Annotated in this window: 14 protein-coding genes; 6 read left to right on the forward strand and 8 right to left on the reverse strand. The window is 71.9% G+C overall.

The features are described from left to right. Positions 1-56 precede the first annotated feature (56 nt). Both AB0E91_RS23065 and AB0E91_RS23070 read left to right on the forward strand, forming a co-directional pair. Positions 57-383: a hypothetical protein gene (locus tag AB0E91_RS23065; RefSeq protein WP_361784964.1), complete on the forward strand. Its 327-nt coding sequence runs from the start codon at positions 57-59 to the stop codon at positions 381-383. After that, a complete protein-coding gene (locus tag AB0E91_RS23070; protein ID WP_361784967.1) occupies positions 373-2,892 on the forward strand; it encodes a tetratricopeptide repeat protein in 2,520 nt (839 codons plus the stop codon). The genes AB0E91_RS23065 and AB0E91_RS23070 overlap by 11 nt, the downstream gene beginning before the upstream one ends. On the opposite strand, the gene AB0E91_RS23075 is transcribed toward AB0E91_RS23070, so the two are convergent. Both AB0E91_RS23075 and AB0E91_RS23080 read right to left on the reverse strand, forming a co-directional pair. After that, positions 2,880-3,530 carry an undecaprenyl diphosphate synthase family protein gene (locus AB0E91_RS23075; RefSeq protein ID WP_361784970.1) on the reverse strand — a complete coding sequence of 217 codons (651 nt, stop codon included), beginning with the start codon at positions 3,528-3,530 and terminating at the stop codon, positions 2,880-2,882. The two genes, AB0E91_RS23070 and AB0E91_RS23075, sit on opposite strands and share 13 nt — an antisense overlap. After that, a complete protein-coding gene (locus AB0E91_RS23080) occupies positions 3,527-4,936 on the reverse strand; it encodes an FAD-dependent oxidoreductase (RefSeq protein WP_361784973.1) in 1,410 nt (469 codons plus the stop codon). The genes AB0E91_RS23075 and AB0E91_RS23080 overlap by 4 nt, the downstream gene beginning before the upstream one ends. A gap of 247 nt (positions 4,937-5,183) precedes the next feature. On the opposite strand from AB0E91_RS23080, the gene AB0E91_RS23085 reads away from it, so the two are divergent. Continuing rightward, positions 5,184-6,035, forward strand: coding sequence for a maleylpyruvate isomerase family mycothiol-dependent enzyme (locus AB0E91_RS23085; RefSeq protein WP_361785531.1), 852 nt, complete (start codon positions 5,184-5,186; stop codon positions 6,033-6,035). Between the two features lie 94 nt (positions 6,036-6,129). Beyond that, the gene (locus AB0E91_RS23090; protein WP_361784976.1) at positions 6,130-6,603 is read left to right on the forward strand and encodes a pyridoxamine 5'-phosphate oxidase family protein; all 474 of its coding nucleotides are present in this window, start codon (positions 6,130-6,132) and stop codon (positions 6,601-6,603) included. Here AB0E91_RS23090 and AB0E91_RS23095 read toward each other — a convergent pair. After that, on the reverse strand, positions 6,591-7,043 hold the full coding sequence (locus AB0E91_RS23095; protein WP_361784979.1) for an SRPBCC domain-containing protein: 453 nt from the start codon (positions 7,041-7,043) through the stop codon (positions 6,591-6,593). The two genes, AB0E91_RS23090 and AB0E91_RS23095, sit on opposite strands and share 13 nt — an antisense overlap. A gap of 102 nt (positions 7,044-7,145) precedes the next feature. Here AB0E91_RS23095 and AB0E91_RS23100 point away from each other — a divergent pair, with 102 nt between their 5' ends. After that, positions 7,146-7,772, forward strand: a complete 627-nt coding sequence (locus AB0E91_RS23100) for a helix-turn-helix domain-containing protein (RefSeq protein ID WP_361784982.1) — start codon at positions 7,146-7,148, stop codon at positions 7,770-7,772. Positions 7,773-7,896: 124 nt separating this feature from the next. Then, positions 7,897-10,311 (forward strand): glycoside hydrolase family 32 protein, encoded by a 2,415-nt coding sequence (locus AB0E91_RS23105; RefSeq protein ID WP_361784985.1) that lies wholly within the window; start codon positions 7,897-7,899, stop codon positions 10,309-10,311. A gap of 24 nt (positions 10,312-10,335) precedes the next feature. On the opposite strand, the gene AB0E91_RS23110 is transcribed toward AB0E91_RS23105, so the two are convergent. The 5 genes from AB0E91_RS23110 to AB0E91_RS23130 all read right to left on the reverse strand — a co-directional run bounded on the left by AB0E91_RS23110 (position 10,336) and on the right by AB0E91_RS23130 (position 15,158). Further along, complete coding sequence (locus AB0E91_RS23110) at positions 10,336-11,541, reverse strand: VWA-like domain-containing protein (protein ID WP_361785534.1); 1,206 nt, start codon at positions 11,539-11,541, stop codon at positions 10,336-10,338. 152 nt (positions 11,542-11,693) lie between these two features. After that, the gene (locus AB0E91_RS23115) at positions 11,694-12,941 is read right to left on the reverse strand and encodes an AAA family ATPase (protein WP_361784988.1); all 1,248 of its coding nucleotides are present in this window, start codon (positions 12,939-12,941) and stop codon (positions 11,694-11,696) included. Between the two features lie 88 nt (positions 12,942-13,029). Next, positions 13,030-14,433 (reverse strand): hypothetical protein, encoded by a 1,404-nt coding sequence (locus tag AB0E91_RS23120; RefSeq protein WP_361784991.1) that lies wholly within the window; start codon positions 14,431-14,433, stop codon positions 13,030-13,032. Between the two features lie 139 nt (positions 14,434-14,572). Next, positions 14,573-14,737 (reverse strand): hypothetical protein, encoded by a 165-nt coding sequence (locus AB0E91_RS23125; RefSeq protein ID WP_361784994.1) that lies wholly within the window; start codon positions 14,735-14,737, stop codon positions 14,573-14,575. Between the two features lie 67 nt (positions 14,738-14,804). After that, a complete protein-coding gene (locus AB0E91_RS23130; protein WP_361784997.1) occupies positions 14,805-15,158 on the reverse strand; it encodes a cytochrome C oxidase subunit I in 354 nt (117 codons plus the stop codon). Positions 15,159-15,166: the final 8 nt, after the last annotated feature.

The raw sequence follows: 15,166 nt of genomic DNA on the forward strand, positions 1-15,166 counted from the left end.
ACGGTGACGTTTTGGCAAGGTAAGAGCCGGACAGTCCAGGTTGTGAGGGGGTGGAGATGAGCCCGGCGGTGAAGCGGGGAGTCGCGGCGGCGGTCACGTTCGTGGTGGCCGCGGTGGTGAACATCGTCACGGGGGTGCTCACCCAGCACTGGGCGGTGGCGTGGTGGGTCGCGTTCGGAGTCCTGGTGGTGGTGGGTGCCGCGCTACAGGTCTGGGTCGCCGTAGGGGAAAGACCCGTTTCCGGGCAGCGTGTCCGGGACGTGATCGTCGGCGGGTCGCTGCGGCAGGATCTGGGCACGGGGACGGGGGAGCAGTCGGTGGACGGCTCCCGGGTCGCCCGGGATCTGAGCCAGCGACAGGGTGACACGCCTCATGGCCCCTAGATGGTGGCCGGGCAGGCGCCGCGGCCCGCGCGACGCCGTAGGGGCGGCGGAGCAGTCCGTGGAGGATGCCGAGGTCGGTGGTGACCTGCTGCAGGCGGGCAACGACGCGATCTCCGATCTCGGCGGCGGTACGGTGATCACCGGTGTCCCCTCCAACGCCTCGGTGCGCACGGCGCACAGCACGACCACGGTGCACGGCGATGTCACCATCTCCGGTGGCTATGTAGCCGGGCGGGACATCCACATCAGGCACGAGGCACCGCGGGTTTCACCCCGGCCGAATCTTCTCCCGCGTGCCTCCTCGGACTTCGTCAACCGGGTCGCCGAACTGGAGGACGCCGCACGCTGGGTGGGCACCGGGGACCAGGCGCCGGTCATCGTCGTCACCGGTCCCGCGGGCGTCGGGAAGACCGCCCTGGCGCTGCGCTTCTGCCACGCGCAGGCGGACAGTCATCCGGACGGCGCCCTCTTCACCGACCTCGGCGGTTTCGGCGGGCGTGCCCTCCGGACCACGGACGTGCTGGCCGGTTTCCTCCTCGCGCTGGGCACACCGGCGTCCGACATCCCGTCCTCGTTCCAGGACCGCCAGAACCTGTACCGCACCCTGACCGCGCGGTCGCGTCTGATCGTGCTGATCGACAACGCGTCGAAAGAGGCGGACGTCAGAGACCTCCTGCCGGCCGGCCCGGCGGTCATGGTCGTGGTCACCAGCCGAAGACGGCTCGCCGGACTGACCGGTACCCGCACGCTGAGGCTCGGCACACTGCAACGCGAGGTGGCGACCGGGCTGCTGCGGATCCTCTCCCGGGGGTTCGTGGAGCAGTTGCCCGACGAGGAACTCGCGGAGGTGGCTTCGTACTGCGGCGACCTGCCGCTGGCGCTGATGATCGCGGGGGCCCGGCTCGACACGGTGGACGGCTCCCGGAGCCGGCACATGATCAGCGCGCTGGGTGACGAAAGACGCCGTCTGCACTGGCTGGCGGCCGGAGACCTGGAGGTACGCGCGTCCTTCCGACTGAGCTACGGGCAACTGCCGGCGGACGAGCAGGAGGCGTTTCGCCTCCTCTCCCGGATGAACGGCGGCTTCTTCGGCGGGTGGCACCTGGCGGCGCTCACGGGCACCACCCGGGCCCGGGCGGACGATGTGCTGACCCGCCTGCACGATCTGCACCTCGTCGAGGCGGCCCCCGCCACGGACGGCTGCGACCAGGTGCTCTACCGCTTCCACGACCTGCTGAGGGACTTCTCGCAGGAGCTCTTCGAGGAGAGCGGGGAGGACTCCGCCGACCCGGACGCCAGGCTGATCGCGGCCTACCGGGCCATAGCCGTCACCATCGGGCCGGGACTCTTCGTGGCCGGAGAAGGACGCTCCGCCGACCGTCGCGCGGTGGAACTGGGCGCGATCGGACAACTCCGCGTCGACGACCCGTACGCGTGGTGCTCGGTCGAGTACGCCAACGTCTTCCTCATGGCCGGCCGCGCTCTGGCCGCACACCAATGGCCCGATGCCGCGGTGCTGGGCGGCGCGCTGCTGCCCTTCCTGCAGAACCGGTGCCTGTGGAACACCGCGGAGGAGTTCTACGCGCTGGCCAGAGAGGCCGCCGACCGGCTCGGCGACCTCGGTGTGAAGGCGAAACTCCTGCTCGACATCGCCGCCGTCCGCCGCTCGCAGGCCCGCTGGAGCGACTCCGTCGAGGCGCTGGAAGAGTGCATCGCGCTCTACGAGGACCAGCCCGCGAGCCGGGAGCGCGCCCTCGCGCTGGCCAGCATCGGAGTCACCCTGCGTAATGAAGGCGCCTGGGACAGCGCCTGGCGCTGTTTCCTGGAGAGCCGCGCCGTGCTCGTCGAGTTGGCCGAGCCCTGGGGCATCGCCTTCGCCACGCGCGGGCTGGGGATCGTCCGTCAGTCGCAGGAGCGGTGGGAGGAAGCCCTCGGTTACTTCTCCGAGACCGTCGATCTGTTCCACGAGGCCGGCGACGTCGCGCGCGAGGCCATGGCCTGGATCCGTATCGGCGCCGTGCTGCGGGGGCAGGGGCGGCCCGCACAGGCCCTGGAGGTCTACGAGCGCGCCCTGCCCGTCTTCGCCGGACGGGAGCACCGGAGCTGGGCGGGTATCACGGCTGTCCACCAGGCGGCCGCCCTGTGCGATCTCGGCGAGTACCGGTCGGCGGCCGAACGCCTCGACGCGGCCGATGTCGTCTTCGACGAGCTGGACGACCGGCGCTGGCGGGGCATCAGCCGGATGCACCGAGGAGTCGTGCACCGGCGCGGTGGTCGGCCCGATCAGGCGCAGGCATGCTTCGACGCGGCCCGCACCGTCTTCGCGGAACTCGGCGACCGGCCCGGTACCGCCCGGGTGCTGTTCGAGGCCGGGCTGCTCTACCGCGGCATCGGGGACGTCTCCCGGATGCACGAGGCTCTCACCGCCGCGCACGCCGCCTTCGCCGAACTCGGCTCACCCCGGGCGCAGACGGCGGCGGGCATGCTGGAGGCCGCTCAGAGCCCCTGAAGCCTGGTGCGTGCGGCGAACTCGGCGAGCACAGCGGTGACATCGGCCGGGGAGAGGTCGTTGAAGAGGGCATCGACGGTGGCGATGTGGGCGTACTGGCACTGCATCGGCAGGAAGCCGCTGAGCAGGGCGCCCCCGCCGGTCCTGATGACCAGGTCCACGTCTTCCGGAACGGTCAGCGCGGCCTTCGCCTCCTCGACCGACGAAGCACCGCGCAGCGCGGTGAGGACCTCGTCCCAGCCGTCGTACCCCACCAGCAGATGGACCTTCCCTCCCTCGCCCCGAATGCTCCGAAGCCCTTCCAGGGCGTCGCGGAAACCGGTGGGAAGGCCCTCGTCGCGGCCGACGACCTCGGCTCGCGCCCCGTGCCGGCGCAGTACCTCGGGCAGCATCATGGAGCAGAACAGGCTTTCGGCCTCGAACACCGCGGCCAGCTCCTCCGCGGGGCGAAGGAGGTTTCTGGCGCTCAGCATGTAGACGCTCACCGTGCGGACCCGCGAGGCGAGCAGCAGGTCGGTGATGTCCGCCAAGTTCCGCATGGCCAGGAGGTAGCCCTCCGTCAGCGGCAGCCCGTGCAGCCGGGACCAGCGCCGGGTGCCGTCGGGAATCACCCCGACATGCCGCGGTACGCCGCTCACCTGCGCGCCCGTCCCGTCTCGACGAACTGGGGCGTGTCGGCGATCCGTCGAATGTCCGCCGCCGTCCCCGAACCGAGGGCGGCCTCGGCGGCGGCCGTGCCCATGAGCATGGCGCTGTCCATGTTCACGTAGCGGTGCGAACCCAGTCGTCCCGCGCTGATGACCCTCGGTGCCGAGGAGTCGAGGAAGCGGTCGACGGTGCGCAGGGCGTCCGAGGACGGGTCCGCCAGCGGATAGTGCCTGCGCACCCGGACGACCGCCTCCACACGGAGCCGGTCCGGGAAGCCGAAGAACGGGACGGTGCCCGCCTCGGCCACGGTGCGGCGTGCGAGGGCGTCATCGGTCTCTTTCCAGAGCGCGTCGTCCGGATCGCAATGGATCTCGAAGCAGAAGCCCGTTCTCGACGGGCCGCCGCAGTGCTCGGAGTATCCGGCGGGGCTGTAGACCCGGCTGAAGATCTGTGCGGGCTCCGGGAAATAGCAGAGGTCGCAGGGCATTTGGGCCCGTCGGTCGTCCGTGGACACGTAGACGAAGACCGTCGAGCGGTAGGTGAGCCGCCGGGCCGCTTCGGTGACCTCCGGCGGCACCGAGTCGTTCCGCGCACGGAGGAGGAACGAGTCGAGTGGGCCGGTGTTCACCACGACGTCGGCCTTCCTGACCCGCGCCCGGGCCGCGGTCCCCGTGTCCAGCTCGATGCCGTCGGGGGTCCGGGCCCACCCCACGACCGGTGTGCCGGTGCTGATCCGGCCGCCTCGGCGGGTCACGGCGGTGGTGAGCGCGTCGGGTATGCGGCCGATGCCGTGTTCCGGGTAGTAGGAGACTCTGGGCGGCGCCGCGCGTCCCATCAACTGGGCCGCCGCTTCGGTGAGATCCGGGATCCTGATGCGCTGCCTGCCCCAGAGGGCCGGAAGGGCTGTGGGGGAGAGGCCGACGTTCTTCGTGACGTGGTCGCGGACGTAGAACTCGTAGAGAGGCCGGCCGAACCGCCGTACGGCCCACTCCTCCAGACTGGACGGTTCCGCAGGGCCGTTCAGGCGGTCCGTGACGCGTGCGGTCACGTACCGCAGCAGCGGCAGCCCCGCACCGCGGAGCCCCGATGTCCGGACGAAGTCGCCCAGGTGAAAGGGGAATTGGTACAGCCGGCTCTGCCGCCAGATGCCGCGCTCCGGTGTCACCTCACGCAGTCGCCCGCCGAGGAGTCCCCGGATGTCCCGCACGATCGCCGGGTTGCCGGCGTACAGGGTGTGCGGCCCGAGGTCGAAGGTCAGCTCCCCGGCGCGCAGGCTCGACGCCATCCCGCCGGTCGACGCCTCCCTCTCGAAGAGCTCGACGTCCGCCCCGAGTTCGAGCGCCCTGCGGGCCGCGGCAAGGCCGCACAGACCGCCGCCGATGATTCCTACGAGCAACGATGGCCCCCAAACCCCGAGAGGAAAGCTGCCCTGTTCGGTAGTCGTGGTCCGCTCACCATGGGAACGCCCAGTTTGCCCTGGACGGCCGGTTTCCCGCCAGACTGCGAGCGAGGGCCGTGCGTACCGCACGGAGGGACGCGGCCTCCTCCCGCCGCCCGCGGTGCCGTGCGAGCCCGCGCCCACGCCTTGTCTCCCGGCCGGTGGGTCTGGTTTTGTACCGCGCTACGAGTGCGTGATCACGGAGATGCGAGGAGCGGGCGGCGTGGAGCGGGAAGTGGAGGCCGGCGGCGGGGGCTCGTTGCCGGAAGGGCTCGGGCGGGCGATACGGGAGACCGCGGGGGACATCGCGGCGCTTCTGGACGGTGCGACGGACATGGCCGGTCCCGTGCCGGGACTGACATGGACCGTCGGCGAGACGGCCGCTCATCTTGCCCTGGCCAACGGGCTGATGGCCGATCTCGCGTCCGGCCGGGACCGCCGCTACGGGGACGGTACGCCGCAGAGCCTGGCGGCGGCCAACACGCGGAGTCTCGCCGAGTTTCCCGAGCGCGGGGCGCAGCCGCTGGCCGCGATGATCGTGGAGCAGGCGGAGGCGTTCCTGGAGGCGGTGGAGCGCGCCGCGGCGGACGGGACCGGGGACCGGACACTCGTGACCCCGCTCGGCCCCATGGACCGGACCGTCCTCGCGTCGTACCTGCTGACCCACATGCTGGGTCACGGCTACGACCTCGCCCGTGCCCTGCGCCGCCCGCACATGATCGACCGGACGCGGGTCGCCCTGTGCCTGCCGTTCCTGAAGACGGCGATGCCGCGCGTCGCCGACGCCGACGCGGCCTCCGGGGTGACGGCCCGCTACACCCTGCGCGTCCGGGGTGGCGAGGCGTTCGGCGTCACCTTCGCCGACGGCACGGTCGAGGTGCTCCCCGGCCCGCCCGAGCGTTCCGACTGCACCATCCTCACCGAGCCGGTCACCTTCCTCCTCATCGCCCTGGGGCGCCTGGGACCCTGGCAGGCCATGGCGCGCGGAGGCGTGCTCGCCTGGGGCCGCAAACCCTGGCTGGCACCCCGCTTCCCGACCCTGTTCACGGCACCCTGAACGTCTCTGTTCTTCCTCACACCGAGGCTTCGGTCGCAGGTCGTAGGCCCAATGCCTCAGGCGCACGCCGACACCGCTGGCTACGTTGACCGACATGCAGACCACGGAAATCAGTCGCCGGGACCGGGCGAAGCGCAGGCAGGACACTCTTGAGCGGCTCGCCGGGGAGCGGGACGTGTGGGTGTCGACCGCTCACCCCCAACACGGTCCGCACCAAGTGCCGTTGTGGTTCTGGTGGGACGGCCGGACCCTGTGGATGTGCACCGGCCGGGACTCCGCGACCGCGCGCAACCTCCGCGAGGAGCCACGGGTGCGGCTGGCGCTGCCGGACAGCTTCGACGTCGTTCTGCTGCAGGGCGAGGCGCGGTGCTATCCGGCCGAGGAAGTGCCCGAGGAGGCGGCGGCCGGGTTCGCCGGGAAGTTCGGCTGGGACCCTCGGGAAGAGGAGGGCCCGTTCGTCTATGTCCAGGTGGAGTTGGGCACGGTGCTGGCCTGGCGCGGGTCACCGGAGCTGCGGGGCAGGGTGCTGATGCGGGACGGTGCCTGGGTGGCCGATCAGGCCGACTGAGCCGCGTGGTGGGCGGCGAGCACCGGCGGTACGCCCTCGGTCAGCATCCTGCGGCGGACGTTTCCCAGGAGCTTCGACATCGCGAAGCCGCCGACGCCGGTGAACCCCGTGTGCTGCCAGGTGAAGCGGGTGCCGCCCGGTATCTCCTCGAGGACGTACACGACTTCGGTGACCTCGTCGGTGTCGGCGTCGCCCTGCCACGTGTAGCGCAGCCGGTGAGGCGCGTCGACCTCCTGGATCTCGCAGTACACGACGCCCGCCCACCCCATGGTCGGCTTGCCGACGAAGCGGAACGCCGTGCCCACGACCGGCGCGAAGCCCTCGGGGCGGCCGCCCTGGCCGGTGGTCGTCCACCGGGCGACGTACGCGGGATCGGTCAGGACGTGCCAGACCTCCGCGATCGGATACGGGTACTCGCACACGATGTCGTACCTGCTCATCTTCTTCCTCCGGGACTACAGGGGCGGATGGCCGGGTGGCGTCGCCGAACGTAGCCTACCTACCGGAAGGTAGGCAAGCCTACCGTGCGGTAGGCTGCGGGCATGGCCGCTTCCCCCGCCCCTGAACCACCCCGCCGCTCCGGCGCCGAAACCCGCGCCGCGATCCGCCGCGTCGCCCTTGAGCTGTTCACCGCGTCCGGGTACGAGGCGACCTCGATGCGCGAGATCGCGGAGGCGCTCGGGATCAAGAAGGCGTCGCTCTACTACCACTTCGCCGGCAAGGGGGACATCGTCCGCTCCCTGTTCGACCAGCGGGGAGCGGAGGCGGAGGAGTTGCTCGCATGGATCGAGAGCCGGCCCCGGACGCCGGAGCTGGCGAAGGCGGCCGTGCTGCGCTGGGTCGAGTCGTTCTCCACCGACAAGCTCCACGGCATCCGTTTCCTGACGGCCAACCCCCTCCTGGTGCGCACCCTCGCCGAGCGGACCGACAACCGGATCGGGTCCGCGCTCGCGGCCCTCGTCGACGCGCTGAGCGGACTGCTGCCCCGCCGCACACCGGCGGACGTACTCCAGTTGCGCATGGCCCTGTTGAGCATCAATGCGGCGGTGGATGCCTCCGCGCACGGCGACTTCAGTGACGAGGACATTCTCCGCACCGCGCGCCACATGGCCGCCGTGGTGATGGACGAGTTGCTGGCGCGCCAGGGCGAAGCTGGGTCACGCCACTGAAGGTGAACCGAACTCGCCCTGTCCGTTGACGAGTTGACCCCGTAGCCCCATCATCTGATCGACCGCGCGCCGATAACGATGTCAACGATGACATGTACATGTCCCCAGGTGAGGGTGGTTTCCCGTGCGTCGAAGAGCCGCAGCCCTGCTCGTCTCCCTGATCGCGCTCCTGGCGGCGATGCTGCCGGGCACGCCCGCGGCCGCCGGGACGGTGCAGGACTACCCGGAGTTCCCGTACGCCCCGACCACCTACAGCGAGCCGTACCGGGGCCAGTTCCACTTCAGCTCGCAGTCCGGCTGGATGAACGACCCCAACGGCCTTGTCTATGCCAACGGGCTCTACCACTTCTTCTACCAGCACAACCCGCACGGCCTGGCCTGGGACACGATGCACTGGGGTCACGCCACCAGCCCCGACCTGGTCCACTGGACGCAGAAGCCGATGGCGCTGGAGCCGGGAGTCCACCCCGGCACGCTGTTCTCCGGCGGGGGAGTCGTCGACAAGGACAACACCTCGGGCCTGAAGACCGGGTCGCTGGACCCGATCGTCGTCTTCTCCAACACCAACGGCGTCAGCGTCTTCTACAGCAACGACAACGGCCAGACCTTCCAGTCCTACGACAAGGGCCGCAAGGTCATCGACATCCCGGACGAGAGCCGTGACCCCAAGGTGTTCTGGGACGCGGCCCGGCACCGCTGGGCGATGGTGGTGTGGTCCTCGCAGGGCGGCAACGGCGTGAACATCTATACCTCGCCCAACCTCCTGGACTGGACGTTCGCCAGCCGCTTCGGCGCGCCCTGGCTCTTCGAGTGCCCGGACATGTACCCGCTGAACCTGGACGGCAACTCCGGTCAGCAGAAGTGGGTTCTGACCTCCGCCTCCAGCCAGTACGTCGTCGGCTCCTTCGACGGCAGGACGTTCAGCACCGACTGGACCCAGCCGCAGCAGATGGACCTCGGCACCACCTACGCGGGCGGCAGCTTCTACGCCGCCGAGACGTTCACCAACACCCCCGACGGCCGTACCGTCCAGATGGCCTGGCAGGGCGGCAACTACGGCAGCACCTGGACCGGCAACGCGACCTTCCCCGCGACCCTGGCCCTGGCGACCACCCCCGACGGCCCCCGGATCACCCGCACCCCGGTCGCCGAACTGTCCACCCTCGCCTCGGACAGCCGCAGTTGGAAGAACCGTACGATCGACACCACCAAGTCCGGCAACCTCCTCGACGGCGTCAAGGCCGACACCTACGAGCTGACCGCGCAGTTCGACGTCAAGAACGCCACCGCCTCCCGGTTCGGCTTCGACCTGCATCTGCGCTCGGACGGCTCCGCCGACCGCCGGGTCGTCTACGACACCCAGGCCCAGACGCTCCAGGGCAAGCCGCTCAAGCCGAGGAACGGCAAGGTGACCCTGCGACTCCTCGTGGACCGGGGGCAGTTGGAGCTCTTCGCCGACGGCGGTCTCTACTCCCTCTCCGACAACGCCTACTTCGACTCCGGCGCCGACAGCCAGGGCATCGGACTCTTCGCGCTCGACGGCAAGGTCACCCTGGACAGCGCCACGTTCACGCGTCTCAACACCAGTTGGGGCACCGGCCAGTCCACACTGCTGAGCAACCTCAAGGGACCCTGGCACGCCTCCGGCGGCACCTGGAGCGACGTCAGCGGCGGCAAGCGGGCCTCCGCCTCCGGTGACGCCTTCTACCTCAGCGCCACCAGCGCGGGCGACGCGACCTACCAGGGCGACATCAGCCTCGACTCCGCCCGCGCCGGGGGTCTCACGTTCCGGGCGGACGCGTCCGGTGCCGGGTACACGGCGAACATCGACACCAGCGGGGTCGTCAAACTCTGGCGCCCCGGCCGGGACATCGCGTCGTACGCCACACCCATCGCGCCCGGCAGCACCCACCATCTGAAGGTGCAGACGAACGGCGACCGCATCCGCGTCTGGCTCGACAACGGCTCCGACCCGGTCATCGACGCGACCGACGGCACGTACACGAGCGGGGTGTTCGGCGCGAACGTCTACAGCGGCACCGCCACCGTGCAGAACCTCGACACCGGCACGGGCGGCTTCGCGAGCTTCCCCGCCGGACGGTGGACACCGCGCGGCGGCACCTGGACGGTCGGCCCCGACGGGCTGCACGGCCGCAGCGCCGGGGACGGCTTCTACCTCAGCGACCGCACCGGCACCGACTTCACCTACCAGGGCGACCTGTCCGTCACCAACGGCACGGCCACCGGCCTCACGTTCCGCGCGGACGCCTCCGGTGCCGGGTACACGGCGAACATCGACACCAGCGGCGTCGTCAAACTCTGGCGCCCCGGCCGGGACATCGCCACGTACCGGACGACCGTCGTCGAGGGCCGCGCCTATCACCTCAGGGTGCAGACGAACGGCGACCGCATCCGCGTCTGGCTCGGCAACGCACCCGACCCGGTCATCGACGCCACCGACGGGACGTACCCGAGCGGGCTGTTCGGCGTGAACGGCTTCGCCGGGAACACGGTCGCGCAGAACCTGGTCGTCGGTTGAGCCGTCACCGAGGCCCGGGGACCGTCATCCGATGGTGACCACCCGGGCCCAGGCGGGCGGCCCCTCCGGGACGTAGTCGGGGTCCTCCTCGTCCTGGGCCCGGGGCGGACGCGGGAACAGGCCGACGACGGTACGGCACGGCGGCGGGGCGGACGGCCAGGGCGTCTGGCCGTCCGTCAGGGCCACGATCACGTCCGGGCGCGGCCGCGCGCGCAGCGCCCGGGCGAACCCGGACCGCAGATCCGTGCCGCCACCGCCGATCAGTTCGAGGCTCTCGGCGCGGCAGAGCGGTACGGCGATCCCGGCCGCCGCGTCGCAGGAGATCACCGAGACCAGGTCGCGCCGGCCGCCCACCGCGCGGGAGATCGCCGCCACCTCCAGCAACGCGCCGCCCAGCTCGGCGTCGCTCACCGACCCGGAGGTGTCGATCACCACGCACACCCGGGGCGGCGTACGGCGCAGACTCGGCAGCACCACCCCGGGGACACTCGCCGAGCGGCGGGACGGGCGCCGGTAGGTGTGGTTCTCGCCCACCCCCGGCGAGCTCGCCGCCGAACGGACCGCCGCCCCCAGCAACTGCCGCCACGGCTGCGGGGGATGGAACGCCTCGTCCGCCCACCGGCGCCAGCCGTCCGGCGCGGTGCCCGGCCGGCCCTTGATCCCCTCCGCGACCCGGAACCGCACCGCGTCCCGCTGCTGTCTGCTCAGTCCGTACGCCCCGTCGGGCCCCAGGTCCCACGGCCGCACCCGCCCGTCGGCACCGCTTCCGCAGTCCAGCCAGGCCAGGCTCGCGATGGGCCCGGACAGCGAGGCCGTCCGCAGGTACTCCTCCATGAGCAGGCCGTCGGACAGCCCCAGCAGCGCCGGGACCACCGCCCCGAAGGGACGCGGAAGACCGTCGCCGTAGATGTCGTCGTTGATCTCGAAGTCGGCGGCGATGTTCCACCGCAACGACTCGCCCGGCCCGTGCGCCTCGTACTCCCGCGCGTACCGCTCGCCCCGGCCGTGGTGGTCCCGGAGCAGATGGGAGACCTCGTGCACCCAGACACCGGCCAGCTCCTCCACGGGGGTGCGTGCCACGAAGGCGGGGGAGACGTAGCAGCGCCAGTGCGCGTCCACCGCCATGGTCGGCACCGAGCGGTCCTCCACGACATGCAGCGCGAAGAGGGCGTCGGCGAGGTAGGGGCGGACCTTGACCGCGTGGAGGCGCGCGGTGAGGAGCTTGGGCAGGTCCAGGGGGAGGGCGGGGCCGGTGGAGCGTGGGGGAGCAGTGGGGCGTACGGGATTGACGGAGCGGGGTGGCGGGGGTGGGGGCATGGGGCGCGGTACGGGGCGCTTCGCGGTGCCGGTCGCGGCGGTCACCCGCCTCTCCGTGGCCCCCGTCATCGGCGCGCCCCCGTCGTACGCCCCGCCCCGGCCGCCGCGGCCACCCGCTCCACCGACCGGTCGGCGCCCCGGGCGAGGCCGATCACCCCGGTCAGCCGCTCCACCGCGTCCGGTACGTCCCAGTCGTCGCGCCGGAGCGCTGCCAGGGTCGTGGCCGGGGCGACCAGGAGGTCGGGGGCGCCGGTCTCCAGCGCCCGGGCCAGGACCGCCCAGGCGGCTTCCCAGCGCGGCCGTTCGGGCCGGGCGCCCACGGCGGCGACGACCGCGTCCAGCGTCGCCTGCCGCAGATCACCCCGTTCCGGAAGCTCGGCGGTGGCCGGGTCGGCGAGCAGGACCTCCGGGTCGGGCAGGTCCAACCGGTCCATGTGCGCGAGGAGTTCGAGTCCGGGACCGTCCCCGACCGCGCCCCTCACGAGCAGCGCCAGCACGTCGCGGGAGACGGACGCCGCCGTGCCGAAGGCCAGCAGGGTCAGCGCGGCCTCCCAGCTGCGGGGCGAGGGCCAGGCGCCGCCGCGCCGGGTCTCGGTGGTGGGCAGGCGGTGGATCAGGGTCGGCCGGGCGTGCAGGAAGCTGGTGACGGTGCGCCGCGCGAGGGCCACTGCCTCTGGCAGCAACTCCGGCACCAGCAGGGGAAGTTCGGCCCGGGGCCAGACACCGCCCAGCCCGCGCACCACCACCTCGCGGTCGTGGACCCAGTGCAGATGCACGAACCGGTTGGCCAGCGGCGGACTCAGCTCCCAACCGTCCGCCGCCGACGCGCGCGGGTTGGCGGCGGCCACGATCCGTACGCCCGGCGGGAGTTGGAGTGTGCCGACCCGGCGCTCCAGGACGACCCGGAGCAGCGCGGCCTGCACGGCGGGTGTGGCGGTGGACAGTTCGTCGAGGAACAGCAACCCCTTTCCGGCCCGCACCAGTTCGACCGCCCACTGTGGCGGCGCCATCGGCACCCCGCGCACCTCCGGTTCGTCCCCGAGGACGGGCAGCCCGGAGAAGTCGGACGGCTCGTGGACGCTGGCGATCACGGTCGTCAGCGGCAGATCGAGCGTGCCGGCGAGCTGCGTCAGGGCGGCGGTCTTGCCGATGCCGGGCTCGCCCCAGAGCAGCACGGGCAGATCGGCCGCGACGGCGAGGGCGAGCGCTTCGAGCTGCTCGTCGGGGCGGGGCTCGGTGGTGGTCGTGCGCAGGAGGGTCAAGAGGTCTTGTGCGAGGACGAGTTGGGGAGCGCTGAGGGTGCTGGAAGTCATGGGCATCACCAGGGGGAGGCAAGGGGGACAGACATGTCCCAAGGGGTGTGAAAGCGTGGGAGGTTGACCGGGCTCCGCGTGGAGTCGGTCAGGAGGAAAGGGCGTTTCGGGGCCGGTTCTTCTTGTTTCGCTTGCGACGCAGGACGAGCGGCGTACGGCGGTCGGGCCGGTGCCGGTGACGGCGCTCCGCCTCCTTCGCCGCCTCGGCGGCGGGGTGCACGGCGACCAGCCCCGAGCGGTACAGCCCGTGCTCGATCCGGCCGGACGCCGCCGACTCCAGCTCGTCCCGCAGCGGCCCGTCGCGCAGCAGAGCCCCCGGGCCGAGCAGCCCCTCCACCACGGCCAGTGCCCCGGCCGTGTCGCCGTGCCGCAGCCGTTCCCGGATCGCGGGCAGGGCCTCGGGGCTGCGGTGCACGGCGTCGATCGCCCGCAGACACGGCAGCGGCGGCCCGCCGAGCGCCACCAGCAGTTCCTCGCGCCGCACTTCGGCCGGATCGTGGTCGACGGCGGTCAGTACACCGTCCCGCAGGGCGATCCGGTGCACCTGTCCCCGGCACTCGACCCGATGCGGATCGTGCGGGTCGGCCGGAGCCCCGGCGGACGCACCCGCCGCTCCGTACTCCGCCAACGCGGCCGCGACGAGCGGATGCAACCTCGGCAGCGTCACCAGCCCCGCCCGCAGCAGTTCGACATCCGGCAGCACCCGCGCGCCCGCCTCCGGCAGCACCGGAAGCGCCGCGACCTCCTGAGAGGGCAGCGCCTCCCGCACGAGCCGAACCACCGGCGCATGACGGTCGTCGGGCGCGACGAGTTCGAGTACGACACGACGACGCGCCCCGAGCCGGACGCCGAACATCCCCCGAGCACGCCCCTCGGCGCGCAGCAGCGCCTCCGCCTCGGCCGCCCAGTTTCCGACGGCCCACGGGGCGGGCAGGTCCAGGCCCTCGGGAGGCGCGCCGGCCCGGCCGGGCGGTCTCCCGAGCGTGCCGCACTCCCGGACGTCCCACAGCCGCCGGTGCAGATCGAGCCGGAAACGCCGGTCGGGATGCGGATGCGGATGATGACCGCCGTACCCGCTCCCCGACCCGTCCCACAGGGCCAGCGTCATCCGCTGCCCGGCGTCCGCCCAGGCGGGCGGCGTCCGTACGACGAGATGCACGAGTGGGGGCCCGGGATAGCGGGCGAGGGTCACGGTGAGGCCGGGGCGCAGCCGTCCGTCGGGGGCGATCCGGGGCATGTGCCAGCGCAGCAGATCCGGCGCCAGCCGCCGCAGATCAGCCCGCAGCAGGCCGGTGAATTCCATGCCGTACCGCTCACGCACGGCGCGCAGATCGAGATCGACGTCCACCCGGGCGGCCGCACAGGCACCGCCCCAGTCACCGACCGCGCGCCGCGCGGTGGCCGTCTCGATCATGGACAGTGGCACGGCGTACTCACGCACACGGCGCCACATCGACAGTCGGGTCGGAATGCTCGCGAAGTGATGTGCCATCAGCACTCACCTGACGCGAACGATTCCCCCGATCCAAAAGAGGAGGAGTTCTTCATCGCGTGCATCGTAACCACGGCGTCGGCGGCCTGTCATGCGGTAATCCGGCGTGACCGGCGCGGACGTCGCAGCGCGGTCCGTCCTATGCGCCGTTCTCGTCCATGTCCGTCTCCCGTTCCCCCTCCGCCTGTGACGGCGTCGTGCGGGGTACGTCGCGGCGGGCGGCTCTCTCGCGGCCGCCGATCGTGTCCATGTCCGGTTCGCGTTCGCCTTCGGCCTGGGACGGGGTCGGGGTCGGTTCGCTCATGGCTGGACTCCCTCCGTGAGGACTCCCGGGTACCCGGGAGCCTGCATTCGTCACGGAGGGAGCCGGGTCATCTGGCCAGGGAGACCGCGGCCGTCGTCACCGAGGTCAGGCAGGCGACGGCCGCCAGGGTGCAGGCGACGCAGCGGAGGCGGAGGGCGCGGTAGCGCTGTTCGTACTCGGTGCGCAGGGAGCGGCAGCGGGCGGCGACGCGCTCCAGGTCCTGGCGGGCGCGGTGGAGGCTGTCGGCGATGTAGTGCCGTTCGATCTCCTCGCGCTGGGCTGTGGTCAGCCAGTCCATGGGGCCGGTGAAGTCACGCGCGCGCTGTTCCGCGACCGCGATGGTGGCCTGCCACAGCAGGTATCCCTCGACCTCGTTGCCGAGCCTGGCGTCCTCGGCCTCACGTCCCGCTGGGTCGCTCATGGTGTCTC

This window comes from Streptomyces sp. NPDC026659, assembly GCF_040638245.1.
In the GTDB taxonomy this organism is placed as follows: Bacteria; Actinomycetota; Actinomycetes; order Streptomycetales; family Streptomycetaceae; genus Streptomyces.